This is a genomic window from Caulobacter sp. UC70_42 (assembly GCF_044056025.1).
Classification (GTDB): Bacteria; Pseudomonadota; Alphaproteobacteria; order Caulobacterales; family Caulobacteraceae; genus Caulobacter.
Genome location: NZ_CP171994.1, coordinates 1,307,870 through 1,331,928, shown reverse-complemented (window position 1 = coordinate 1,331,928; position 24,059 = coordinate 1,307,870). Strand labels below are relative to the sequence as shown.

24 protein-coding genes and 3 pseudogenes are annotated in these 24,059 nt (G+C 65.6%); 7 read left to right on the top strand and 20 right to left on the bottom strand.

All coding sequences use genetic code 11. The features are described from left to right. Positions 1 to 15: 15 nt before the first annotated feature. The 4 genes from ACHMW8_RS06920 to traA all read right to left on the bottom strand — a co-directional run bounded on the left by ACHMW8_RS06920 (position 16) and on the right by traA (position 5,410). Positions 16 to 771, bottom strand: a complete 756-nt coding sequence (locus tag ACHMW8_RS06920) for an SDR family NAD(P)-dependent oxidoreductase (protein ID WP_066684318.1) — start codon at positions 769 to 771, stop codon at positions 16 to 18. 75 nt (positions 772 to 846) lie between these two features. Continuing rightward, the gene (locus tag ACHMW8_RS06915) at positions 847 to 1,239 is read right to left on the bottom strand and encodes a DUF2059 domain-containing protein (RefSeq protein ID WP_066684316.1); all 393 of its coding nucleotides are present in this window, start codon (positions 1,237 to 1,239) and stop codon (positions 847 to 849) included. 204 nt (positions 1,240 to 1,443) lie between these two features. Further along, positions 1,444 to 1,905 carry a hypothetical protein gene (locus tag ACHMW8_RS06910; protein WP_066684314.1) on the bottom strand — a complete coding sequence of 154 codons (462 nt, stop codon included), beginning with the start codon at positions 1,903 to 1,905 and terminating at the stop codon, positions 1,444 to 1,446. Positions 1,906 to 2,551: 646 nt separating this feature from the next. Next, positions 2,552 to 5,410, bottom strand: coding sequence for a Ti-type conjugative transfer relaxase TraA (gene traA, locus ACHMW8_RS06905; RefSeq protein WP_395445115.1), 2,859 nt, complete (start codon positions 5,408 to 5,410; stop codon positions 2,552 to 2,554). A gap of 172 nt (positions 5,411 to 5,582) precedes the next feature. Here traA and ACHMW8_RS06900 point away from each other — a divergent pair, with 172 nt between their 5' ends. Both ACHMW8_RS06900 and ACHMW8_RS06895 read left to right on the top strand, forming a co-directional pair. Further along, positions 5,583 to 5,849: a conjugal transfer protein TraD gene (locus tag ACHMW8_RS06900; protein WP_066684308.1), complete on the top strand. Its 267-nt coding sequence runs from the start codon at positions 5,583 to 5,585 to the stop codon at positions 5,847 to 5,849. Next, the gene (locus tag ACHMW8_RS06895; RefSeq protein WP_082769443.1) at positions 5,815 to 6,153 is read left to right on the top strand and encodes a conjugal transfer protein TraD; all 339 of its coding nucleotides are present in this window, start codon (positions 5,815 to 5,817) and stop codon (positions 6,151 to 6,153) included. The genes ACHMW8_RS06900 and ACHMW8_RS06895 overlap by 35 nt, the downstream gene beginning before the upstream one ends. Positions 6,154 to 6,160: 7 nt before the next feature. Here the strand turns inward: ACHMW8_RS06895 and ACHMW8_RS06890 are convergent, their stop codons facing one another. Beyond that, complete coding sequence (locus ACHMW8_RS06890; protein WP_395445114.1) at positions 6,161 to 6,598, bottom strand: helix-turn-helix domain-containing protein; 438 nt, start codon at positions 6,596 to 6,598, stop codon at positions 6,161 to 6,163. Between the two features lie 236 nt (positions 6,599 to 6,834). On the opposite strand from ACHMW8_RS06890, the pseudogene ACHMW8_RS06885 reads away from it, so the two are divergent. Further along, positions 6,835 to 7,026 (top strand): annotated as a pseudogene (locus ACHMW8_RS06885) (IS110 family transposase); the annotation flags it as partial. A gap of 177 nt (positions 7,027 to 7,203) precedes the next feature. On the opposite strand, the gene istB reads toward ACHMW8_RS06885, so the two are convergent. Both istB and istA read right to left on the bottom strand, forming a co-directional pair. Continuing rightward, positions 7,204 to 7,932: an IS21-like element helper ATPase IstB gene (istB, locus tag ACHMW8_RS06880; protein WP_395444914.1), complete on the bottom strand. Its 729-nt coding sequence runs from the start codon at positions 7,930 to 7,932 to the stop codon at positions 7,204 to 7,206. Then, a complete protein-coding gene (gene istA / locus ACHMW8_RS06875) occupies positions 7,919 to 9,433 on the bottom strand; it encodes an IS21 family transposase (protein ID WP_395444915.1) in 1,515 nt (504 codons plus the stop codon). Before istA ends, istB begins: the two co-directional genes overlap by 14 nt. A gap of 122 nt (positions 9,434 to 9,555) precedes the next feature. Between istA and ACHMW8_RS06870 the strand changes: the two are divergent. Then, positions 9,556 to 10,416, top strand: a pseudogene (locus ACHMW8_RS06870) (IS110 family transposase); the annotation flags it as partial. A gap of 176 nt (positions 10,417 to 10,592) precedes the next feature. Further along, positions 10,593 to 10,931 (top strand): hypothetical protein, encoded by a 339-nt coding sequence (locus ACHMW8_RS06865; protein ID WP_395445113.1) that lies wholly within the window; start codon positions 10,593 to 10,595, stop codon positions 10,929 to 10,931. A gap of 19 nt (positions 10,932 to 10,950) precedes the next feature. Here ACHMW8_RS06865 and ACHMW8_RS06860 read toward each other — a convergent pair whose 3' ends face one another. The 4 genes from ACHMW8_RS06860 to ACHMW8_RS06845 all read right to left on the bottom strand — a co-directional run bounded on the left by ACHMW8_RS06860 (position 10,951) and on the right by ACHMW8_RS06845 (position 12,991). Continuing rightward, complete coding sequence (locus tag ACHMW8_RS06860) at positions 10,951 to 11,523, bottom strand: hypothetical protein (protein ID WP_395445112.1); 573 nt, start codon at positions 11,521 to 11,523, stop codon at positions 10,951 to 10,953. A 183-nt stretch (positions 11,524 to 11,706) separates the two neighbouring features. Next, complete coding sequence (locus ACHMW8_RS06855) at positions 11,707 to 11,934, bottom strand: sigma factor-like helix-turn-helix DNA-binding protein (protein WP_395445111.1); 228 nt, start codon at positions 11,932 to 11,934, stop codon at positions 11,707 to 11,709. A 110-nt stretch (positions 11,935 to 12,044) separates the two neighbouring features. Then, complete coding sequence (locus ACHMW8_RS06850; protein ID WP_395445110.1) at positions 12,045 to 12,503, bottom strand: hypothetical protein; 459 nt, start codon at positions 12,501 to 12,503, stop codon at positions 12,045 to 12,047. Continuing rightward, positions 12,500 to 12,991 carry a hypothetical protein gene (locus ACHMW8_RS06845; RefSeq protein ID WP_395445109.1) on the bottom strand — a complete coding sequence of 164 codons (492 nt, stop codon included), beginning with the start codon at positions 12,989 to 12,991 and terminating at the stop codon, positions 12,500 to 12,502. The genes ACHMW8_RS06850 and ACHMW8_RS06845 overlap by 4 nt, the downstream gene beginning before the upstream one ends. 627 nt (positions 12,992 to 13,618) lie before the next feature. On the opposite strand from ACHMW8_RS06845, the gene ACHMW8_RS06840 reads away from it, so the two are divergent. Then, positions 13,619 to 13,744 carry an AlpA family phage regulatory protein gene (locus ACHMW8_RS06840; protein WP_395445914.1) on the top strand — a complete coding sequence of 42 codons (126 nt, stop codon included), beginning with the start codon at positions 13,619 to 13,621 and terminating at the stop codon, positions 13,742 to 13,744. Positions 13,745 to 13,792: 48 nt separating this feature from the next. Here ACHMW8_RS06840 and ACHMW8_RS06835 read toward each other — a convergent pair whose 3' ends face one another. The 9 genes from ACHMW8_RS06835 to ACHMW8_RS06795 form a co-directional block, all read right to left on the bottom strand. Beyond that, positions 13,793 to 14,953 (bottom strand): integrase arm-type DNA-binding domain-containing protein, encoded by a 1,161-nt coding sequence (locus tag ACHMW8_RS06835; RefSeq protein ID WP_324110065.1) that lies wholly within the window; start codon positions 14,951 to 14,953, stop codon positions 13,793 to 13,795. 457 nt (positions 14,954 to 15,410) lie between these two features. Continuing rightward, positions 15,411 to 16,511, bottom strand: coding sequence for a chemotaxis response regulator protein-glutamate methylesterase (locus ACHMW8_RS06830; protein WP_395445108.1), 1,101 nt, complete (start codon positions 16,509 to 16,511; stop codon positions 15,411 to 15,413). Between the two features lie 5 nt (positions 16,512 to 16,516). Further along, positions 16,517 to 17,374 carry a CheR family methyltransferase gene (locus ACHMW8_RS06825; protein WP_395445107.1) on the bottom strand — a complete coding sequence of 286 codons (858 nt, stop codon included), beginning with the start codon at positions 17,372 to 17,374 and terminating at the stop codon, positions 16,517 to 16,519. A 73-nt stretch (positions 17,375 to 17,447) separates the two neighbouring features. Then, positions 17,448 to 17,936 (bottom strand): chemotaxis protein CheW, encoded by a 489-nt coding sequence (locus ACHMW8_RS06820; RefSeq protein WP_395445106.1) that lies wholly within the window; start codon positions 17,934 to 17,936, stop codon positions 17,448 to 17,450. Next, on the bottom strand, positions 17,936 to 19,750 hold the full coding sequence (locus ACHMW8_RS06815; protein WP_395445105.1) for a methyl-accepting chemotaxis protein: 1,815 nt from the start codon (positions 19,748 to 19,750) through the stop codon (positions 17,936 to 17,938). Before ACHMW8_RS06815 ends, ACHMW8_RS06820 begins: the two co-directional genes overlap by 1 nt. A gap of 62 nt (positions 19,751 to 19,812) precedes the next feature. After that, entirely contained in the window at positions 19,813 to 20,265 is a 453-nt protein-coding gene (locus tag ACHMW8_RS06810; protein WP_395445104.1) for a chemotaxis protein CheW, read from the bottom strand. A gap of 14 nt (positions 20,266 to 20,279) precedes the next feature. Beyond that, positions 20,280 to 22,256, bottom strand: coding sequence for a chemotaxis protein CheA (locus tag ACHMW8_RS06805; RefSeq protein WP_395445103.1), 1,977 nt, complete (start codon positions 22,254 to 22,256; stop codon positions 20,280 to 20,282). Next, complete coding sequence (locus ACHMW8_RS06800) at positions 22,253 to 22,486, bottom strand: response regulator (RefSeq protein WP_395445102.1); 234 nt, start codon at positions 22,484 to 22,486, stop codon at positions 22,253 to 22,255. The genes ACHMW8_RS06805 and ACHMW8_RS06800 overlap by 4 nt, the downstream gene beginning before the upstream one ends. A 2-nt stretch (positions 22,487 to 22,488) precedes the next feature. Beyond that, positions 22,489 to 22,650, bottom strand: coding sequence for a hypothetical protein (locus ACHMW8_RS06795; protein WP_395445101.1), 162 nt, complete (start codon positions 22,648 to 22,650; stop codon positions 22,489 to 22,491). 651 nt (positions 22,651 to 23,301) lie between these two features. Here ACHMW8_RS06795 and ACHMW8_RS06790 point away from each other — a divergent pair. Continuing rightward, positions 23,302 to 24,015 (top strand): annotated as a pseudogene (locus ACHMW8_RS06790) (carbohydrate porin); the annotation flags it as partial. Between the last annotated feature and the right edge of the window lie 44 nt (positions 24,016 to 24,059).

The window sequence follows — 24,059 nt, the reverse complement described above, 5'->3', positions numbered from 1 at the left end:
CTTATGGCGAAGAGTCTAGCCGGCCGCCCAGCCCCCGTCCGAAGGCAGGACGACGCCATTGATGTTTTCGGCCTCGTCGCTCAACAGCCAGAGAATATTGGCGGCCAGCGAGCCTGGCTCCGCCACGGGCGGCGCTTGGGCCTCCAGAAGCGGAGCGATCCGCGACCATCCATGGTCAGACCGACTGGCGCCGTTGATCGAGGTCCGCACGGGCCCCGGCGCGATAGCGTTTACCCTCACCCCCTTGGGCCCGTACATGAAGGCGGTGCTCTTGGTGAACCCTACCAGGGCATGTTTGGACGCGGTGTAGGCCACGCCCGCCGCCGAGCCGCGGAGCGAGGCCTCGGAGGCGACATTGACGATGGTGCCGCCACCGGCGACGAGCATCACCGGAAGGGCGGCTCGGGTCAGTCGCATGACGGCCGTGACATTGACGGCGAAAACCCGCTCCCAGGTCGCATCATCGACTTCCGCCGCGGGCAGGAAGCCGTCCATGACGCCCGCGACATTGGCCAGCCCATCAACGCGCGCCTCGCACGCGGCGAGGACGCGCTGCACGGTTTCTTCACGGGAGATGTCTCCGGCGATCGTCACGAGCGCGCTTGAGGACGTGGCGGCCGTCAAAGCCGCCAGCCGGCCTTCGGCCACGTCGCTGGCGATGACGCGCGCCCCTTCCTCCAAAAGCCGGGAGGCGGTGGCCCAGCCGATCCCAGCTCCCGCGCCCGTGACAATGACGGTCTTGCCGGCGAACCGGCCTTGGATGGGCGTCATGATTGATCTCCTTGAGTATCCCCCGCGATCGGGGATCGAGCTCCGATCGCGCGGATGGTCCCTTGCAGCCTGCCGCTAGAGTGTTCGATCTTTTCGAGGCGATGGCGGCGATGCCTTGGCCGGCGTGCAATCGATCTTGGCGCAAAACCGCCGCTCCACATCGGCGGCGACTTGCGGGGCCACGTCGTCCACCGCCTTTTCGAGCACCGGCAGCATGATCACCCGGCCTTTTTCGAGCCACGCCTTGCCCGACGAGCTGACATAAAAGCGATTGATATCTTCCAGTTCGACCTTGGTGAAGGTCAGGGCGCAGGCTTCGACCAGCTTGTCGATGACCGGAGCCTTGGCGGCCAGGAGAGCGCCCGACAGGGCGTCCCGATAGGCCGTCACCGCCGCGTCGCCCGGAGGCGACACGGCGATGAGCCGATCATAGGTTTCCTCGACCGCTTGGTTGATCTGCTTGTCCATGTCGCTTTCCAGGCCTGACAAGCTCACCGACTGGGCGCAGAGCGACCGGCGCGCGGCAAGATCGGCCGGTGAGGGGGGCTGGGCCCGCGCCGCTCCGCTAGTGATGGCGAGGAGAGCGAGCGCGCCCAGCGAAAGGCGAGCGCTGATTAAGCCAAAGCGAGGCACTGGGTTTTCCTGTCTGGATGAGAGAAGCACAGATCGGGGTCAGGACTTTGAGGGGCGGTTGGCTTCGATCCAGCGGCGTGCTTCGTCGAGCCACGCCTGGACTTGAGCGGCGGCCTCTTCCTTGCTGATTTGGTAGCGCGCCTGCAAATCGGTGATCAGATCCCCGGTGTTCGCCTCGACCACCTCGCGCAAATCTTCCGCCTTGGCGCGGCCGTCTTGCAAGCGGACGCGAAGGTCGGTCCAGCGATCCTGCAGGACATCGTTGAAGCGCAGCCACTGCGCTTCGATCAAGGCCTTGGGCTGAGCGTCCGCGCGCCAACGGTCGAGTTGTTTTTTCGCCTCGTCGAGCGTCAGGCCGAACTCGCGCTGCAGGAGGCCGGCGATTTCGGTGAGCTCGCCCTTGATCGCGCCTTCCTTGCTATTGAAAGCCTCCGACCAGAGTTGGTGAATGCGGCCCGAGATGATCTTCCACTGGCCTTCGATCTCATGCTTGTTGACCATCTTATGCTCCTGGAATGGCGGTTAGGGCGTTTGCGGGCGGTCGAGCTTCAGGGCCGACCGCGGAAAATCGATTGGCGGGCGAAGCGGTGGTCATGATCCGTCCGTGCTCGTGAAGATCATGGCGCGTGTCAGGGCGCGCCGAGTCGCTGCGCCGCAGTCGCCGCTCACGCCGCGGAGCGGCGGGGCGGCGACTGCGGTGCCCTCGGGGAGGAGGTGTTGAGCTTGTAGGATAACGGTAACGAATAGGGAAGTTATTTAGGGGTCTGGCCGGCTCAAATTCTCCCTTAAGGACATTCGAAAGGCGCCGAGGCGAAGCCGAGACGTAAAGCGCGCAGGGCAGACCCAGGACAACCACGACGGAGGCGGCGGCGGCGCAACAAGACACCCAAGCGCAAGGTCAAAGCCAAGCTGCGTGAGGACCGTCAACCGGCCTCCCGGCCCAACGACGTCTGGGCTATGGACTTCCTGTGACCTGCTCCTGAAAAACTGGACCGGTTTGAGCTAGAATTTTCTCGTTTTGCGGCATGGGCCACGGAGCGAGGAGCGACCATGAAGAGGTCGAAGTTCAGTGAGGCGCAGGTAGCGTTTATCCTGCGACACGCTGGGCGAGATCGCCAAGGCAACATCCTGCTCCATCGTTCATCTCCTAGATGCCAAGCCCGCGCCCACGGCCAATGCCGAGGTATTCCGACAGCCCCTGCCCGACGCTGCGTCCCATGTTCGAAGGCAGGCCAAGCTCGGCCCGCCGCCCGCGCAGCAGCGACTCCACCTGCGGGTCGCGCTCCAGGCTCTTGGCCATGGCGCCCATGCTTTCCTTGACCTGCCGGGCGCCGCTCATGTCGCCCTCGCGGTGCAAAGCGGTGCGCTGCCGTTCCAGGCCCTGCCAGCGCTGGACGAAGCGATCGGCCCGCAGGCTCGGATCGGACCGAACCTCCGCCTCAAGCTGAAGGACCCTGATCGCCCGTTGCGTCCGTCCCGACGCCGCCTCGTTGGCCAGATCCGGCTTTCGCATGTAGGCCCGTTCCAGATCCTTGGCCGCGTGCGGGCCGATCTTGCTCAGCGCCTCGCGCGCCTCTTCGAGCGCCCGCCGCTGGTGAGCGAGCACCGGCAGGCCGCGGTCGTTCATCCGCATGACGTCGACCGCGGCGCGGGCGTGACGCTCGATCACGCGGTGCTGGTCGAACTGGCCGACCTCCCGTGCCGGCGCCACCGGCTGCCGCGTCGGGCTGGCGGGCTTGAACCCATCGAACATCCCGCGCTGGCGCTGCGGCGGGTCTTTCGTCCTTATCGACGCTGGCACGTGGATGTCGCGCCGCTCGGCGAAGTCGCTGGCCATGTCCTTGGCTCGCTCGCGCGACAGGAGGAGGGTCAGCTTGCCCAGATCCTCGAACTCGTCGCGGCCGTAGTGGATCTGCACGCTGTCGCGGTGCCGCGAGAGGGCGACGTAGGCGCCGTGACGATCCATGCCCGGCGTCGCCAGCACATGGGTCCGATCAACCGTGACGCCCTGGCTCTTGTGGATGGTGGCGGCATAACCGTGATCGACCTGGGCGTAGTCCTTCAGGTCGAAGACGACCGATCGCCCTGCGTCGAGCCGCACGGTCATTTGGGTGGGCGAGACCTGCTCGATCTCGCCGAGCATGCCATTCTTCACGCCCAGCCCGCGATCGTTCTTCAAGAACATCAGCCGATCGCCAGTCGCGAACGCGCGGTCGCCGCGCTCGGCCTTGACCGTCACATCCTCGCCCAAGGTCCCGGCCTCACGCAGTCGCTCGCGAGCCGTCAGATTGAGCTCGCGCACTTCGTCGTTGGTGTGGGTGAGGATGATCCGGCTTTTGCGCGGCTCGGCCACGCGCTCACGGTCCCAGCGCTCGACAAGATCGTCGCGCGCCTGGTCGCGGGTCTCGGCGCCGTGGACCATGCCGCGCGTCTCATAAGCCGCCAGCGCCTCGCCAGTCCGGCCGGTCGCCAGATGCCGCGTGGCGTCGCGCTGCCAGTCCTCATTCTGGCGACGAACCTGGGTGATCTCGACGTGGCTATGACGCTCGGCGATCGACCGAAACGCCGCCCCTGCCTCGATCGCCTGGAGCTGCTCGGGATCGCCGACCAGCACCACCTTGGCCCCAGCGCTCGTGGCGGCCGACAGCAGGCGCTCCATCTGCCGCGAGCCGATCATGCCAGCCTCGTCGATCACCAGCACGTCGCTGGCGTCCAGCAGCTCCCGGCCCTGACTCCACTGATGCTCCAGACTGGCGATGGTGCGAGACGCGATGCCCGATCCGCCCTCCAGGTTCTCAGCGGCGATGCCCGACAAGGCTAGGCCCTGAACGCGATGGCCGGCGTCCTCCCAAGCCTCCCGCGCCACGCCCAGGAGCGCCGACTTGCCCGTGCCGGCGTAGCCGACGATGACGCCAAGGTCCCGGCCCTCGGTGACGTGCTGGAAGGCTGCCTTCTGTTCGCCGGAGAGGACAAGACCGCGCTGCGCGGCGCGCGCCAATGCGCGACGCTGCTCGAGGTCGCTGACGCCGTGCGCCCGACGCTGCGCCATCAATTCGCCGGCGCGATGCAGCCGGTTTTCGACGGCGATCATCTCCCGGCTGGTGAACCGATCCTGCCCGCGCCCGTCCTGGCCCAGCGCAACGAAATCGGGCGAGGCCTGCACTGCGCCCATGGCCCGATCGAACTGCTCCTTGCCGTCCGAATGTCGGTGGATGAACTTCGCCAGATCGTAGCGGGTGAAGGTCGCCTGCTGGTGGGTGATGGCGTCCAGCGCGATGCGCGGATTGGCGATGATCTTGTCGCCATTCTCACGGGCGATGCGGTGATGATCTTCCAGCCGCTCGGTCTCGACGCCTTCGCCGGCCATGCGTTCGGCGGCCGGGCCGATCTTATGCTGCGGCTCCAGGTCGATGCCTTGGTCTTCCAGGCTGCGGTGATCGATCCGCGCGTCGATGTCGAGCTGCGCCAACCGCTCGTTGACGTGGTCGGCCCAGGCCTCACGCCAGTGCTCCACCAGTTCGGTGCGGTTCCAGTCGCGGACCTTGGCGCCGAAGCCATCCTCACCCACCTCGCGCATGGTAAGCATGACGTGTGCGTGGGGCTTGGCTAGACCGTCAGGGCCGATGTCCCAATGCACATTGAGATCGGCGACCATGCCGCGATCGACCATCTCGCGCTGCACGAAATCACGGGCCAGGTCGATCCCCTGCGCCTGGTCCATCTCGCGCGGAATGGCGAACTCGACCTCTCGGGAGAGCTGGGCGTCCTTGCGCTTTTCGCCGGCCTCGACCGCGTTCCACAGCGTGGCGCGGTCGGAGAGCTGCTCGGGGGCGCCGTCCGGCAGCATGATCTCCGAGTGGACGACACCGCTCTTGTTGGTGAAGTCGTGGTCGCGATCCAACCGCTCGTCGTGCAGCCGGCTGGCGGAGCGATAGGCGGCCGAGGCCACGGCGCTGGCCCCGGTGGCGCGGCTGATGACTTTGACGCTGAAGTGGTAGATCGCCATGGCGACAGACCACTTACGCCCTCAAGCGCACGTCGGCACGACGTATAAGCGCGCCCTCCAAGATTAAAATCTCGGGAGGGACCGGACCGTCCCAATGTGTTCCGGCGACGTTACAGCATTTCCGGACGCCCTGTTCTACGATCAGCGTATCATCGAAATCTGGAGACTTGGGATGCGCAAACCACGAGACTTCGACGCTGAACTGAAGAGCCTCGAAGACAAGGCCAAGACCCTGAAGGATCGTAAGGTTCGGCAGCTTGGCGAGCTGGTGATCGCCACGGGCGCCGACGCCCTCGATATCGACACCCTGGCGGGCGGGCTTCTCGATTTGGCCGATGCTGGGAACGCCGCTCGCAAGGAAGGTTGGAGGAAGCGTGGCGCCGGATTCTTTCGCGGCGGGAAGGATGGCGCTCCGCCAAGCGCTGGCGGCCAGCAATGACGCCGAGCGCCGGGCCGGGGCCGCACGCCATCGCTTGGAGGCGCAGCGAGCCAGGCTCGATACGCGGGCGTGGGTGCTGAAACGGCGCGAGCGCACCCGCCACCTGATCGAGCTGGGCGGCCTGGTTCAGAAGTCCGGCCTCGTCGAACTGACCCGCGATGATCGCGCCGCGCTCTACGGGGCCTTCACGTTCCTGGCGACCATGTTGAAGGCCGACGACGCCGAGCACACCCTGGCGCTCTGGCGGCGCGGCGGAAAGCGGGCGTTCGAGGCGGAGGCTCGCTCCACGTCAGACACCTGCTGAGAGATCGTCAGGCCTTGTCGGCGCCTTCGTCGGCCATGGCGCGGACGAGATCGAGGACCTGACGACGGACCCGGCCCCGACCGATCTTTGGGAACGTTTCGGCCAGTTCCAGGCCTTCGGGCGTGTTAAGGAACTCGGTGACGACGCGCTCGGCAGCGGCGCCAACTTCGTCGACCTCATTGGTCATCGGGTCAGCCAGACCGTCGAAGAAGAACGACACCGGGACCTGGAGCGTCTTGGCAATGTCGTAGAGCTTGCTGGCGCTGATGCGGTTGGCGCCGCGCTCGTACTTCTGGATCTGCTGAAAGGTGAGCCCCAGCGCATCGGCGAGCGTTTCCTGGCTGACGCCAAGCATCTTGCGGCGCATGCGCACGCGGCCTCCGACATGGATATCGACGACATTCGGCGTGCGGGCTTCAGGCGTATCGGTCACGAAAGGCTCCATGGTCGGTTCGCCGGCAACGCCGACGATCCCGGAAAGTGCTTGCGGCGCAGAAACGCCTCGAAGCGTGGCTTTTCAAGGTCGTTCTCCACTCGCGCTAGTCGCGTGTGGATTCGACGTGTCCGGATCAATCGGCGATGCTGCGGGAATGTCCAAGTACGTTGGGGTGGACGGCCCCTGCACGGCATCGAAATGCTGGACCGAGGTTGTCGCCAACCTCTAGCAAAAGGAGACCGTCCATGGAGAAAATCGCCCGCATCGGCTTGGATACCTCAAAGCACGTCTTCCAACTTCACGGCGTGAACGGCGCTGAGCAGACCGTGCTGAAGAAGAAGCTCCGGCGCAGCGACCTGGCCCCATTCTTCAAGGCCCTCGCGCCCACGGTTGTTGCGCTGGAAGCCTGCGGAGCCTCGCACCATTGGGCAAGGCTGTCAAACGGCGTTGAAAATTGACCCCCTATCGGCGTCCAAAATTGACCCCTCTGTTGGTTGTCCTGGGCTGGCGGCGAGGCGCGTAGCCATCAGCTAGCGCAGCGCGTCGCCGCCGGGTGAGCCGCGTGAGATTCAGCTGCCCGGAGGGGGTCTGGGGGAGGTTGAATAGATTGTGGATCAAGCCCTGGTCTTGAGACGCCAGCTGTCGTTTCCGGTCTCGACGATGTCGCAGTGATGGGTCAGGCGGTCGAGGAGCGCCGTGGTCATCTTGGCGTCGCCGAAGACGGTGGGCCATTCGCCGAAGGTCAGGTTGGTGGTGATGATCACCGAGGTGCGCTCGTAGAGCTTGCTGATCAGATGGAAAAGGCGCTGGCCGCCGGACTGGGCGAAGGGCAGATAGCCCAGCTCGTCGAGGACGACGAGATCCAGGCGCGAGAGCTGGGCGGCCAGAGCGCCGGAGCGGCCCTGGCGGGCTTCCTCCTCGAGCCGGTTCACCAGATCGACGGTGTTGAAGTAGCGCCCGCGCGCCCCGGCCCGCACCACATTGGCGGTGATGGCGATGGCCAGGTGGGTCTTGCCGGTGCCCGTTCCGCCGATCAGGACGATGTTGCGGTGATCGGCCAGGAATGAGCCGCCATGCAGGGCGCGCACGAGGCTCTCGTTGATGGGCGAGCCCTCGAAGTTGAAGCGCGCCAGGTCCTTCATCGCCGGCAGCTTGGCGGCGGTGATCCGATATCGGATGGAGGCGGCCTGACGATGGGCAGCCTCGGCCTTCACCAGATCGGCCAGGATCTCCATGGCGGTGCGCTTGCGCTGCAGGCCCGTGGTGACGGCGTCGTCGAAGGCGCCGGCCATGCCCTTGAGGCCCAGCTCGCCCAGGGCCTGGATCATCTCATGCCGCTGCACGGGAGCCTCGCAGCAGGTCGTAGCGCGCGCAGTCGGCGATGGGCGGATGGCTCAGGGCCAGAGCCTGGGAAGTGGTGATCGCCTCGGGGCGGGGCGGTTCGCGCCGGCGGGCCAGGATGTTGAGGATTACCTCGTCGCTGGCGACGCCGGCGTCGAGCGCCTCCTGGACGGCCTGGTCGACAGCGTCGAGCCCATCGTCCAGCACCGCCGCCAGCACCCGTACGAAGCGCCGATCGGCCTCGTCGCCCGAGCCCAGCCGCTTGCGCAGCCGATTGAAGGCGGGCGGCAGCGCCCATTCCTGGAAAGGCGCGCCGTTGCGCAGCGCTCCGGGCTTGCGGGCCAGGACGGGCAGATAGTGCCAGGGATCATAGACGGTGTGGTCACGGCCAAAGCCGCGCGGGTGATCGGCCACCACCTCGCCGTCGCACAGCACCAGGATCCGGTCGGCGTAGGCGCGGATCTGGACGGCCCGACGCGCGGCCTTGGCCTGCACCGAGTAGCGGTTGCGGTCGAAGGTGATCAGGCAGGTGGCCTGGGCGACGGCCTCGATCTGGTGGAAGCCGTCAAAAGGGCCGGCGAAGGGCGCTAGGAACGGCCGCTCAGCCTCGTAGACGTCCCAGACAACGCGGTCTCGGTGCTCGGGATGGCGATCATTGCGCGCCCGGCGCACGCACTCGGCCTCCAGCCAGCCGTTGAGCTCCTCCAGGCTATGGAAGCGCAGGCGCGGCTTGAAGATGTTGTCACGGGCGTAGCCGACCTGGTTCTCCACCTGGCCCTTCTCCCAGCCCGAGGCCGGCGTGCAGGCCACCGGCTCGATCAGGTAGTGCGAGCACATCTGCTCGAAGCGCCGGTTGAAGCGGCGGGTCTTGCCGGTGAACACCGCTTCAACGGCGGTCTTCATGTTGTCGTAGATGCCTCGCCGCGTGACGCCCCCGAACGCCTGGAAGGCCCGGGCGTGAGCATCGAACACCATCTCCTGGGTCTCGCGCGGATAGGCTCGGATGTAGAACCGGCGGCTATGGCAGAGCCGCACGTGCGCCACCTTCACCGTCAGCGGCGTGCCGCCGATCTCGACCTGCTCGTGGCTCCAGTCGAACTGGTAGGCGTCGCCCGGCGCAAAGCTCAACGGCACGAAGGCCTCAACCGGAGAGCTCACGCCCCGGCGTTGGACCGACCAGCGTCCTGCATAGCGCCGCACCGCGTCGTAACCGCCGTCATAGCCCTCCCGGCTGAGCAGATCGGTGATCCGCATCAGCGTCAGCCGATCCTTGCGCGCCCCTGACGCATTGGCCTCCAGCAGCGCCTCCAGCCGCTCGATGAACGGACCTAGCTTCGGGTGCGGCTGCTCGCGCCGCTCGTACTCCGGCGCCGTATCACCCGACCGCAGGATCTTGCGCACCGTGTTGCGCGCCAGGCCCATCTCCCGCGCGATCGTCTTGACGCCCTTGCCCCGCGCGAAGTGCTCGCGCCGGATCTTCGCCACCGTCTCCACTACCAACATCCCCGTCTCGATCCGCGGCTACACAAGCCGCCGATCTGGCCATCAAAGCCTCAAGGACAGGGGGTCATTTTTGGACGCCGATATCCCCGAGATGGGGGTCATTTTTGCAAGCCGAAACACAGGCAAGGCTACTGGGTTCGCTGGGGCATGAGGTCAGACTGATCGCCCCGTTGCTGGTGCGGCCGTACGTCAAGCGCGGGAAGAACGACGCTGCCGACGCCGAAGCGATCTGCGAGGCAATGAGCCGCCCGACAATGCGCTTCGTGCCGGTGAAGAGCTCGGAACAGCAGGCCTCGCTGATGCTCGTTGGCGTCAGGCAGCAGCTGGTCAGAATGCGAACCCAGCTGGCCAACGCAATTCGCGGCTATGCTGCCGAGTTCGGCCTCATCACGCCAAGAGGCATGTGCAAAATCGAACCGCTCCTAGACCGAGTTGCGGGCGATCCGGGCATCCCGGAACTGGCGCGTGACTTGTTCGCCCTGCAGGCCCAGCAGTACGCGGCTCTGCAGGAAAAGCTGGAAGCACTCGAGGCCAAATTGAAGGCATGGCATCGCGCCAACGAATGTAGCCGACGCCTGGCGGAGATTCCTGGCGTGGGTCCCATCGGAGCGGCGCTGCTCCAAATGAAAACGCCAGCGCCTCAGCTATTCGCCTCCGGCCGGCAGTTCGCCGCTTGGATCGGACTTACACCGAGAGATCACTCGACCGCTGGAAAGGCGAGGCCAGGCGCCATCACGCGCGCCGGCGATGAAATGCTCAGGGCCAATCTCGTGTCCGGCGCCACCGCCCTATTGCGGCAAGTGCGTGCAGGACAAATCCGCGGCGCCCCTCGCTGGGTGGTTGAACTGCTCCAACGCAAGCCGCCGAAGCTGGCGGCCGTGGCAATGGCCAACAAGATCGCTCGCATAGCCTGGAAACTGATGATCAGCGGCGATCGATACGTGAGGGAGGCCGCGCCAGCTGTAGCGTCGGCTGCCGCCTAGAAGATCCGTCGACCTGGTGCGCCAAATTTCAAAGCGACCTGGTTGATCTGGTGCCTGAACTTGCAAGAACGAGGAGATGGCGTGATCGATCGATCCCTGACAGGGAGCGGCTCAAAAGAGGATCTTGGCCCGAAGAGGCCGCAAGTACGTTTGAGCACCTTGTCGCGGAGCCCATCTTGGCCAGCGTTCTACCGAGCGCACCAACAGGCCGGACATACGAACGCAAGCGATCAGATCATGTTCTCAGTCGTCTTGCAGGGAGGGGGCCGTCCACATACGATCCCCTGTCGGGTCATCTGCGTCGCCAGCGTCAAGACGAACTCGAACTGACCTTCGCCGAGATCGAGCGCATCCTCGGCGCCATGCTCCCCAAAAGCGCAGCCCGACAACAGTGGTGGGCCAACACCACCGATCCATACACCAGCCAGGTGCAGCGTAAGGCGTGGGGCGACGCTGGCTACGACGCCTTCCTCATCGCCGGCAAGGACCGTGTTCGCTTCAAGCGCGTACGCTGACGGGTCCGCTTGGCTGGGCCTATCCGGCCGGCCACCGAGCACGCGGCCACCGACCATCTTCGCTTGGAGACAAGACGCCCTGGATCGCTTGGTGGAACAAGGGCCGGACGGGCTGGTGCGCGTCAAGGGGACGCCCTGCGGGCGTCTCGCGGAGCGACGGCGAAGCCGCCCTTGACCCGCACCAGCCCGCCCGGCAGACGCTCTCCAAGCGCTCCAGGGCGAGCACCGACCGTTCCCGTCCTGGCTCTCGCAGGTTGTGGTGGGCAAGGCGGTTGCCGGAGGAGGCGCGGCTAGCGCTTGCAAACGGGCGCCCGCAGTTTGTGCAGCGCGCGGTGCGTAGCTCCTCCATCGTCGCCTTGAAGAGATCATAGCCGTCGCCCTGCTGGTGAACCATGACGCGCAGCGCCACTTCCAGCTTGGCGACGACGCCGTAGATGTCGGTGGCGCGCAAAGTGGGTAGAGCCTCCAGCCACGCCTCCCGCTTCTCGAACAGCGGTTCCATCTGCTTGTCGATGGCGGCCATCTCCTCGGAAGGCAGTAGCTCCCCGCGTTCCTCGGGCGTCATTCGTTCCCATCGCTTCTGCCGGACCAAGATGGTCTCCAAGTCCGACCAGCGCAGGCCTAGACGGTCGATCTCAGCGTCAAGCGCAGCCACTCGGCGCAGCGGGTCACGGCCGGGTCCGCGAGTGCGCCGCCGCCCGCGCCGGCAGCGACAGGTGCGGCGCTGGCGGCGCCAATCACGACACGCCGGGACACGGCGAATGGCCCCTTGTCGTCAGACATTAGGATGCTCCGCTCTGGACAGTTTGGATTGAGGACGGGCGCGCTCGATCAGATCAACCGTGCGCGAGATCTCGAAGAGCGCCTCGGCGAGCCGAGCCTGGACATCGGCGACAGACAAACCGAGGTGACGCGCGATCAGCGCGTAGTCGAGCGCCTTGATGTGGTTGAGCAGGAAAACGTCTCGCGTCTCCTGGCGAAGCCGCAAGACCGCATAGGACATGACCTGCTGGCTGTTGTGAGGATCGAAGGTCCGGCCCCGCCAGAGGCTAGGATGTCGCCAGCGCCACCACTGGCTGACGACAGAGGGCCAAGGCAGGCGAAGGCGGGCCATCACGCTGCGCCTTCTCGACGACCATCCGCCCCGGCAGCCTCGACGACGGTGCCGATGAGCGCGCCGACAGTTTCGCAAGCCTCCGCCCAGCAGACCGATCCGATGGCTTGCGGCGACATCTCTGAGATGGCGTGGACGCTATAGTAAGGGCTGAGAAGCGCGGCTAGTTCGGGCAGCTTGGCGGGAGCGTCGGTAAAGCCGGCGCGTCGTGCAAACCGGAGCACCTTGACGAGGTCGTGCCGGAGGTAGACGCGGTTCCAGTCGTCGCTGATCCCTCGGTCGAGCAGGTACGCTTTCAGCGCCAGTTCGATGGCGATGGCCAGGAAGTAGCGGGCGCCTTCGTGGTGTCGCGTCAGCACCGCCTTGGCGCCTTGGTGGAAGCCAGCGGCGTTACGGAGAAACGTTGCCGCAAGAGTGCGGTCGGTGCCGTCGCGTCGCCGGGGAACGCGGCGGGTCACTTTCCACCGGAGAAGGCGGCGAGGTCGCGGACCGCGCGGGTGATCAAACCGTGTGCCTCGGGATGATCCTCCACGAAGATCAGGCGCGCCGCCACTGACAGGTTGGCGATGACGGCCTCGACGCTTTTGGCTGGCCTCGGCCGCATGGCCTTGAGGAGGGCGTGTCCCTCGACCTCCAGCACATTGAGCCGTGCGTCGATTTCGGCGAGCCTGGTGCCTTCGCGGATTTCGGCCTGCTGGGCGGGCGCGAGTTTGTACCAGCTGCGATGGGTGATCAGCCAGCCTTCCAGCATGCCCCATTCAAGTTGGAGGCGGCGCTGTTCAGCGTCGATGGCGAGCCAGCTAGCGCACCTCGCGACCTCAGGGTCGGTATCACCGGCGGCGGCGCCAGTGACAAAGGGTGCTGCGGAGCCGCCAGCGAGCACGAAGCGCCGGGATGGTCGGCGCGCGCGCACGTCCGCACTCTCCGCCTGAAGGCGCGAGTCCATGACATCTAGTCCTGAATGTGCATTACTCCTTTAGTATCACCAACGACGCTATTCGGCAAGCGAAAAATATCGTGCGCTTTACTAATAATAAAACGACATGCTGACGGCCGCTCAAATTCGGGCCGCGCGAGCCCTAGTGGATTGGAATGGCCCAAAGCTTGCGGAGGCCGCAGGCCTATCGCTGCCGACAATCCGGCGGATGGAAAGTGCGGTCGGGCCGGGTCGTAGTTCTGTCGATAACGTCGAGGCTGTGCGCCGCGCACTTGAGGCAGCGGGCGTGATCTTCCAGATGGCCGATGAAACTGCAGGCCCTGGTGTTCGGCTTAAGAAGTAGGGCGGTAGCGCCGCAGCGAACCCCGCCCAACCTCATTGGAGTACGCAGCCGGCGTCATGGAGGTACGGTTTCACCTTCGCTAGAGGCGCCTAGGGCCTGTCTTTGTTTCCCAGAGTACGATCTGGCCCCGCGAGGCCTTGCCGCCAGAGGCAAGCAATCCAATTCTGGCCCATCGAATGCCTTCAGATCCCAGTCTGTGGAGCTTGAAACGATGGCCGACCTCGACCGCATCGTTCGCCTCAAGACCGTGCTGGCGCGCACGGGGCTGAGCCGATCGAACTCTCTACCGCAAGATCGGTGAGGGCACGTTTCCTCGCCAGGTACCGATTAGCGTCCACGGCGCGGGATGGCATGAATCCTCTATCAATCGCTGGATCAACGACCCTGCCGGTTTTCGCGTGGACGAAAGGGGAAGATAGGCGCCACGGAAATCAGGGCTGCTGCATTATCGCCGCAAGCTCCGATAGCTAATTTGACTTGGTCTTTGGGGACGTGGCCAGATAGTCAGCCCAAGCCTGCATCAGCTTGCGTCGCTTTTCGAAAAAGTCCGTCCGGCGATAGGCGGCTTCGACCCGATCTGGAATCTTGTGCGCCAGCGCCTTGTCGGCGACCTCCTTGGGGAAATCAGTCGTCTCCGACGACCAGTCGGTGAAGGCGCTGCGGAAGCCGTGAACGGTCACGTTCTCGATCTTCATGTCGCGGAGCACCTTGGACATCGTCATGTCGCTGATGGGCTTGACCCCATTTGGAGAGAACAGGAGTTCATCGTCGTCCACCCGATCATCGTGCATTCGCCGTAGGAGGGCGAGGGCGGGCTTCGATAGCGGGACGGCATGGGCCACCTTCATCTTCATGCGCTCGGCCGGAATCGACCAGACGCCCTTGTCGAGGTCAAATTCACTCCAGACCGCAAACCGCGTCTCGTTGGAGCGCACAGCCGTGTAGACGGTCAGTTGCAGAGCATCCCGACCAAGGGTTGGCGGCATCGCCGCAACTGCTTGGAGGAAGGCTGGCACATCCTGATAGGGCATCGCCGCATAGTGCGAGCCAGTGTTATTCTGGCGCGGAAGTCCCTTGCGGACCGATCGCAGGGAAACTTCATTACTAATCCAGCCCTTGATGTGCGCGAAGTCGAGAACCGCATTGATCCGCTGAAGCACCTTATTGGCGGTATCAGGCACCGTCAGCCAAATCGGCTCCAGAACATCTCGAACAACGAGCGCATCGACCGTGTCCACGGGCTTAGACCCGATCATTGGAAAAACATGCCGCTCGAAGCTGGCGATCCAAATACCCTGCCGGCTATCCTTCCAGCCCGCCTTCAAGGTCTCGTAACAGGCGCGGGCAGCGGACTCGAACGACGGAACGGACCGACGAGCGCTTCGACGTTCGGCGGCTGGGTCACCCCCGCTCCTGACTTTCCGACGCATCTCGGCCGCCGCGATCCGCGCGTCGGCGAGGCAAACGTCCCGCACGGAGCCCAAGCCGAAATCGCGACGCACCCCCTGGAACTGGATACGGAAAAGCCACGACCGCGATCCACTGGGCTGAACATCGAGATACAGGCCGCGCCCGTCGCAATGGCGACCGGCTTTCGCGTTCTTCACCTTCAGGGCTGTAAGCGACAAGTTAGAAGTCCCTGTTCTGGAGCCTCCGATTTTCCCCTCGTTTTCCCCACACTTTTGATGCGGATTTCAGGGGACAAAGTGAGATTACCTGAAACGGGAATATCGATCAACTATATGAAGATAAACATGTTTTGGGACGGAATGAGACGTCCTGGTTAGATCCCTAGATCATCCTCGGCTCCACCAAGGACTCCATTCAAGACATTGTTTTCGAGGATCTTCAGCTCGAAGCAATGTCGATCGCGCCAGGTTTTTCCTCACATTGAGCATGGACTTCGCGGGCCAAGCGAGCGGCCTCGTCAGTCAATGACCGCGCTCCTTTGCTCCTCGCCGGCGGGATTCAGCGTTTCGACCAGATTGGGGAACGAAGCCGAGGCCGCTTCCGATCGGGAGCGGCGATTTCACCGGAGCCCGAATCCGTCGTTCAGATCGGACGGATCGTCTTCTTTCCGATTCTCTATCTGTTAGCCGCCCGCAAGACCTCCGGGGCCAGGCTTGGCAGCGGCGCGATCCGATCCACGCACCCGCGCGCGATGGCTTCCTTGGGCATGCCAAACACCACCGAGGTCGCCTCGTCCTGGGCGATCGTGTAGGCGCCGGCCTGCTTCATCTCTTCCAGACCGCGCGCGCCGTCGTCGCCCATGCCGGTCATGATCACGCCCACGGCGTTGGAACCCGCCGAGCGCGCGCCCGAGCGGAACAGCACATCCACCGACGGGCGGTGGCGTGAGACCAGCGGGCCGTCCTTGACCGAGACATAGTAGCGGGCGCCGCTGCGCTCCAGCAGGGTGTGCTTGTTGCCGGGCGCGATCAGCACCCGGCCCCGGCGCACGGTGTCGCCGTCCTCGGCCTCCTTGACCTCGACCGCGCACAGGCTGTCCAGCCGCCTGGCGAACGAGGCGGTGAACTTTTCGGGCATGTGCTGGACGATGACCATACCCGGCGAGTCCGGCGGCAGCGCCTCCAAAAGCACCCGCAAGGCCTCGGTGCCGCCCGTCGACGCACCGACGCACACGACGCTCTCGGTGGTGCGCGCCATCGCCTGGACCCCTTTGGGGGGCGGCAGCATGGCGTCCGCGGTCAGCTTCTTTTCGGGTTCGTGAAGGGGCCGCGGCAGTTGCGGGATCAGGCGCTTGGAGCCCTTCAGTCTGGCGCCGGCCGCGGCCTTCACCGCGTCGCAGATGCGGATCCTGGATTCCGTCAGGTGATCAGCCACCCCGACCTTTGGCTTCAGGATGATGTCGACGGCCCCGGCCTCCAGGGCCTGGAGCAGGGTTTCCGACCCAGCCTCCGTCAGGGACGAACACATGACCACCGGGATCGGCCTTTGCGCCATCAACTTGCGCAGGAAGGTGATGCCGTCCATGCGCGGCATCTCGACATCCAGCGTGATGACGTCGGGGATTTCCTCGGAAATCCGCTTGGCGGCCACGAACGGATCCGAAGCGACCCCGATCACCTCGATCTGCGGATCAGACTCCAGGACCGCCGCGAGCGTCTGCCGCACGGTGGCCGAGTCATCGATGATCAGAACGCGAATCTTGTCGGAGCGGCGCATGGCTTCTACCGCTTCTGAAAGACGGTGTTGGCGATCTGGACGATCGGCAGATCGATGCCGACGATCGACTCCGAATGGCCCAGGAACAGATAGCCGCCGGGCGCGAGATGGCCGCACAGCCGGGTCAGCACCTGGGCCTGGGTCGGTTTGTCGAAATAGATCAGGATGTTGCGGCAGAAGATGATGTCCATGCCGGTCTCGACCGGATAGGCCTCGTCCATCAGGTTCAGGCGGGCGAAGGCCAGCTTGCCGCGCAGGTGCGGCTTGATCCGCACCTCGTTGCGCGTGGCTTCCCTGGCGCGCATGAGGTGCCGCTTGCGACGCGGCATCGAAACCGGCTCGATCATCTGCTCCGGGAAACGCCCGGCGATCGCCTGCTTCAACACCTCGGTGCAGATGTCGGTGCACAGGATCGAGTAGTCGACGCCGCGCTGGCTGGCGCAAAACTCGTCCAGGATCATGGCGATGGTGTAGGGCTCGGCGCCGGTCGAGCACGCCGCGCTCCAGATCTTGATCTCGCGCTTGCCCCTGGCGGCCAGGGCCGGCAGCGCCTTGGCGACCATGAAGTCGAAATGGGCCGGCTCGCGGAAGAACTCGGTCTTGTTGGTGGTCACCGCATCGATCAGATGGATGACCTCGCTGTCCATGCCGTCTTCCTCGAACAGGTAGTGGCAATAGGCGTTGACGTCATCAAGCCGGATGGTCCGCATGCGGCGGCGCAAACGGCCCTCCAGCATGGTGCGCTTTTGGGCCGGCATCTTGATGCCGCTGTAGTCCTGGATGAATTTGGCTAGGCGCTGAAAGTTCTCGGCGCTCAGCTGTTCTTCGGCAGGCGAGGCCTGCGTGGCGACGGCTAGAGACACGGGCTTCTCCGGTTGCGGCGCTTCGCGCCGCGCGGCGAGGGTCGGTCCTTTCCGGACCGCCCCTCGCGCTGGGTCAGGCGGCTTGGCTGAAGGCGGCGGCGTCCTGGCTGGTCAGCAGGCGCGCGAGATCGAAGATCACGACGAAACGCCCCTTCTCCGTGGCGCTGTCGCGACGCACGACGCCCTGAATGTAATCAGAGCGCCAGGGAACGCCGATGTCGGGCGAGGTTTCGATCTGTTCGGCCGTGAAGGAGACGACCTCGATGACCCGATCGGCGACCAGGCCCAGCGACAGGACCCGGTCGTCCAGCGGCACGTCGAGCACCAGGATGCGCGTCGCCTGGGTGGTCTCGATCAGAGGCAGGCCCAGCTTCAGGCGCAGGTCGATGGTGGGCGTCCCGCGCCCGCGCACGTCCGTCAGGCCCAGCAGATAGGGAGGCCCCTCCGGGATGGCGAAAGGGGCCCGATAGTCGAGGATCTCGCGCACATGCGCGACCGAGACCGCGAACACCTCATCGCCGAGGCCCAGGGTGACGAATTCTCCGTCGGAAGCCTTGCCCATCAGCCGTACTCGCGGAAATCGGCGTCCGCCGCGTCGGGCCCGCCCTGGGTGAGGTCGAGGGCGAAACCCGAGGCGCGCGCTTGTTGAGCCGCCACGGCCTGACGCTTGGGCGCCGCCGCCGGGGCCTTTCGCGGCGCGGGCGAAGCGGCGCGCTTGGCTTGAATCGGCTTGGAGACAGGCTTGGACGGCGACACGCCGACGCCGCGGCTGTCGATCCGGAAGTAGGCGATCGAGGTCTGCAGCTCCTCGGCCTGGGCGGCCAGTTCTTCCGAGGTGGCGGACATCTGCTCGGACGCCGAGGCGTTCTGCTGGGTGACCTTGTCCAGTTGCTGGATCGCCTCGTTGATCTGCGAGGCCCCGATATCCTGCTCGCGGCAGGCGGCGCTGATCTCCGAGACCAGTTCGGCGGTCTTGCGGATGTTCGGCACCAGGCTGGTCAGCATCTCGCCGGCCGACTGGGCGGCCTTGACCGTGTCGGACGACACGGCGCCGATCTCGGTGGCGGCGACTTGCGAGCGCTCGGCCAGCTTGCGCACTTCGGAGGCGACGACGGCGAAGCCGCGGCCGTGCTCGCCGGCCCTGGCGGCTTCCACCGCCGCGTTCAGGGCCAGAAGGTCGGTCTGACGGGCGATTTCCTGAACGATGCTGATCTTCTCGGCGATGGTGCGCATGGCCTCGACGGCGCGGTTGACCGCGTCGCCCGACACCTCGGCGTCCTGGGCCGACTGTCGGGCGATCTTCTCGGTCTGGGCGGCGTTGTCGGCGTTCTGCTTGATGTTGGCGGCCATCTCTTCCATCGAGGCCGAGGCCTGTTCGGCGGCGGACGCCTGCTCGGTGGCGCCCTGCGACACCTGCTCCGAAGCGGCCGAGAGCTCCTGGCTGCCGCTTGAGACATTGTCCGACGCCGAGAGCGCGTCGGCGACCACGCCGCGCAAGCGGTCGACCATGCGTTCCAGGGCGATGCCCAGGGTGTCCTTCTCGGACAGCGGCTTGGGTTGAACGGTCAGATCGCCATCGGCCACCTTGTCGGCGAGGGCCGCGGTGATCCGCAGGTTCGCCGTCATCCGGTTGACCGTGTCGACCAGATCCTTGATCTCATCGTTGGTCGTCACCACGACGTCCTGTTCCAGGTCGCCGATCGCCACCGCGTCTATGGCCACGCCAACCTTGCGCAGGCCCAAGGTGACGGTCCGGGAAATCCACAGGGCCGCGATCGAGCCGACGACCAGCGCCAGGATCACCAGTCCGATGAACAAGGTCCGCGCGTCGGCGAACACCTTGTCGCCTTCGGCGCTGGCGGCCGCGCCGCCATCGATGTTCAGATTGACCAGCTTGAGCAGGTCCGCCGACATGTCGTCGTACAGCGCCTTGTTGTCGTTCAAGGCCTGAACAGCGGCGACATTTTCATTGTTGCGCGACAGCGCGAGCATGCGCTCAGAGTCGCGGAGATACCGTTCGTACTTTCCGGAAAACTGGCCGTACAGCTCCCTTTCCTTGTCGGAGGAAATCAGCTTTTCGTATCGTGCGCGGTCTTGCTTGATCATCTCAAGCGTCGCGCTGATTTCCTTGTCCTCGTTCGCCATCGCTACCGGATCGGTCGAAGCGACGTGGACATATTGCTGAACCCGCAAGTCGGACGTGGCGGTATTGATGCTGTGAATCGCATCGATACTCGGCATCCAGTTCTCAGAAATCGTCGTCGACTGCTCGTTTATCGAGCTCATCTTCATGATGCCGACGGCGCCCATGAGCGCCAAGATCAGTAAGACGGTGGCGAAGGCGCCAGCCAGTTTCATCTTAATAGTTGCGCGCATGGAGAAAATCCTAGTTCGGCCCAGCATTGGAGCGAGGAAATTTATGTGATGGACGCGAAGGACTAGCCTCGGGTCGCGAAGATCTGCTCGAGATCGGGGATGACGATGAGATCGCCGCCTCTCCGCGCCAGCAGTCGAATGAAATCAGGCCGCCAGCTCATGCCGACGCGCGGAGCCTGTTCGGTGGTGTCGCGGGTGATGGTGGTCACCTCGTGAACCTTGTCTGCGCGCAGGCCGATGAGGGCCTGTTCGCCGTCGAGAACGTATTTGATGACGACGATGCGGCTGTCGATGGTGGGGGCTCCGGCGCTCATGTCGAACGCCAGGCGTAGATCGACGAGCGGGATCACCCGGCCGCGAAAGTTGATCACCGCGCCGACGAAGGGCCGCGCGCCGGGAACCGGCGTCTCGGGCAGCAGGTCCAGGACCTCTTGCACCAGTCCCGCCTCGAGGGCGAAGGTCTCGCCTTGCAGGTCGAAGGTCAGGGCCTCGATCGGCGCGTCGGAAGCTATCATGGTCGGTTCTCCCATCAGCCCGCCGCCCGCATTTGCGTCTCGGCGCGTTGGCCGGAGGCCACGAGGTGGCCTATGTCCAGGATGAGGGCGACGCCGCCGTCGCCCATGATGGTCGCGCCCGAGAAGGCCCCGACATCGGCGTGGAAGCTGGACAGCGGCTTGATGACCGTCTGGTGGTCGCCGAGGATCTGGTCGACGACCAGGCCCACCCGGTCCTGGCCGGTGGCGACGACGACGATCTTCTGGTGCGGATCGGGCGGGGTTCCCGTCGCGAACTGCTCGCGCAGGCGGATGAACGGCACCAGTTCGTCGCGAAGCGTGATCAGGCTGCGCCCCGTGGAGCGCAGGTCCTGGGTCGGGGTCAGCTCGACGCATTCCTCGACCGTGGCCAGCGGAATGACGTAGCGGCCCGAGCCGACGCGGACCAGCAGGCCGTCGATGATCGCCAGGGTCAGCGGGATGCGCAGCGACACAACCGAACCCTCGCCGGGCGTGCTGGCGATCTCGATTGAACCGCGCAGGCCCTCGATGGTCTTCTTGACCACGTCCATGCCGACGCCGCGGCCCGACAGGTTGGTGATCGCCGCGGCGGTCGAGAAGCCGGGGGCGAAGATCAGCTGCAGCAGCTCGTTGTCGCTCAGCGTCTGACCCGGCTGGATCAGGCCGTTCTCCTCGGCCTTGGCGCGGACGCGGGCGCGGTCGACGCCGCGGCCGTCGTCGGTGATGGTGATCACCACCTCGGCGCCGGACTGGCGGGCGGCCAGCATGATCTTGCCCACGGTCGGCTTGCCGGCGGCGGCGCGTTGCTCGGCGCCTTCCAGGCCGTGGTCCGCCGAGTTGCGGATCAGGTGGATCAGCGGATCGGCCAGGCGCTCGATCACCGTCTTGTCCAGCTCGGTGGTCTCGCCTTCGGTCGACAGCTCGATCTGCTTGCCGGTGTCGCGCTCCAGGTCGTGGATCAGGCGCCGGAAGCGGCCGAACAGCTGGGCGATCGGCACCATGCGCACGACCATCATGGTGTCGCGCATCTCGCTGGCCAGGCGCTCAATTTCCTCGGCGGCGGCGCGCAGGGCGATGTCACTGCTGGAGTTCGCCAGTTGCTTGAGGCGCGACTGGGCGATGACCAGCTCGCCCACCCGGTCCATCAGTTCGTCCAGGCGCTCGGCCGGAACGCGGACGGTGTCGCCGCTGGCCTTGGCCTGCCGACCCTCGCTGGCGACGACCGGCGCCGCATCGTTGGCGATCACGAACCGCGGCGCCGCGGCGGCGCTGTCGATGGCTTCCATGACCGCGACTTCGGTCCGCGCCGAACCGACCTCCTGGATATCCAGCGTCATCTCGTCGATCACGAAGATGAAGACATCCTCGATCGCGTCGCGGCCGTGGTTGGTGACCAAGGTCACGTCCCACGCCAGATGGCATTGGGTGGGAGCCAGGTCTTCCAAGGTCGGGACCGCGTCGGTCACGGCCACGACCTGGCAGTCGCCAAGCTCGCGCAGTTCGTCCAGCAGCGGCAGCGGGCGCAGGCCATTGACCAGCGCGTCGGTCGGCAGGCTGAACCTCACGCGCCAGACATGGGGGGCGGGCTCGGCGGACGCCTCGGCGGGCTCGACCTGGCCGGCGCTCTCCACCACCCTGTGCAGGTCGGCCAGCAGCGTCTGGCCCGTCGCTTCCGAAGCCGGACGGCCCTCGGCCAGGGCGCGCATGTGATCCTGGCAGGCCAGCACGGCGCCGACCAGTTCGGAGGTGGCGGCGACCTCGCCCTTGCGGACGCGGTCGAAGGCGGTCTCGCAATGGTGGGTGAAGGCGGCCAGGGCGTCGAAGCCGAACATGGCCCCGGAGCCCTTCAGCGTGTGGAGCCCGCGGAACACCGCATTGACCAGGTCCCGGTCGCCGGGGCGGCGCGCCAGATCAAGCAAGCCCTGCTCGATCCCCTCGAGCAGATCCTGGGCTTCCTGACGGAAGACTTCGATGGGGTTCTGACCGCTCATTTGGCGAGGACCTTCTTGACGACCCGGATCAGCTGTTCGGGATCAAAGGGCTTGGTGAGCCAACCGGTCGCGCCGGCGGCCTTGGCCCGAGCCCTGATTTCGGTGTCGGACTCGGTGGTCAGGAACAGGACGGGCGCGCCCGCACCCGCGCCGGCGGGGCGATTGCGCAACGCGCGGATCATCGCCAGCCCGTCCATGATCGGCGTGTCGACGGTGAGGAGGCTGGCCATGTTCAGGCCTCCTCGCCCAAACGCCAGAACTCCCGAAGGTCGTCGCCTTCCAGCAGGCCGCCTCGTCCAAGCAGGGTGGCGAAGGCCTCGGTCGGAGCCCTGGCCAGCGCCAACTGCTTGCCTTGCGCCGCGGCGCTAGCGCGCGCGGCCAGCAAGATCTGCACGCCCCGACAGATCGACCTCGTCGATCGCTTGGAGATCGATCTCGACCCGGGAGGCCGAAGCCATCAGTTCGAGAAGTTCGCCGCGCCGCTCGGCCGCGAACGGCAGGGTTAAGTCTCCCCGTGGAGCCCAGGTGACGGGATCCTCAGCCTCACTACGAGCGCGCATATAGCCTCCGCCGGACGCCGCGTTTTGTTTCGCGGCGCTACATGGCGAGCATCGTGGGATCCGAGGGTGAATGCAGTTTTAAGCTTGGTTGCGACAAAGTTTCACATACCGAAGGTGGAGTTTGTCTGCATTAGAGCTTTTATGATCTCATAAAGATCTGTTTATTATGGGATTGTCGATAATTTCTGAATCTTGTTCATGCATTCTAGTTATTCGAAATATATCGCGCTCAGATCTTGACCCTAGCGTTCTCTTCGGGCGCGGCTGCGGCCCCGTGTCGCAGGCGCTGCAGAGGCAGCGCCAGGTGGCTGGCCTGGAAGCCCCGTGACCGCTGACGATATCAGGCGCTCCGGGTCAGAGCGCGCGCCTCCGCTTTTGGAGCTCTTCGCGCGTGACTTCGCGCTCCAGCGGCGTGCGACGACGCGCCACAGGCCGGGTTTACCGGATGGCGCCCCTTTCCGGCGACAACGGTCCCGCCCGATCGAATGTCGGGTCAGCGGGGGCGAAAAATGCGCCAGACCACGACCAACCGATCCATTAATCTTGTGGCCGCCGCGGCGCTCGCGATCGCCGCCGGGGGCTTCGCCGCCCAGAGCGCGCGGGCCGACGGCCGCGCCTTCAAGCTGAGCGGCAGCTACACGGCCGATCTCGCCGGAACGGTGAGTGGCGGCCTGGCCAAGCGCGGTCGCGTGCTCGACGACCTGCAGGTCTTCGGCGACCTCGATCTCGACAAGGCTGTCGGCTGGAAGGGCGCCAGCGCCCACTTCGAGCTGCTGAACAACAGCGGCGCCATGCCCAATGACGACGCCGGCACGTTGCAGGGCGTCGACAACATCGAGGTCACCCGCCAGCGCGCCCGCCTGTTCGAGGCCTGGGTCGAGCAGGGCTTTGGCGACAAGGCGTCGATCCGCGCCGGCCTCTACGATCTCAACAGCGAATTCTACGCCAACGACAGCGCCGGCCTGCTGCTGGCCCCGGCCTTCGGCATCGGCTCGGAGCTGGCCGCCACGGGTCCGAACGGTCCGTCCATTTTCCCCTCCACGGCCCTGGCGGTGCGCGTGCGCTGGACGCCGAACGAGCATGTCTATGCCCAGGCGGCGGCCCTGAACGCCAATGCCGGGGTGCTGGGGGATCCGGGCGGCGTCAGGACCTCGTTCGACAACGGTCTGCTGTTGATCGCCGAGGCCGGCTGGCAGGGGCGCGGCAAGGTGGCGTTCGGGACCTGGCGCTACACCGACAAGCA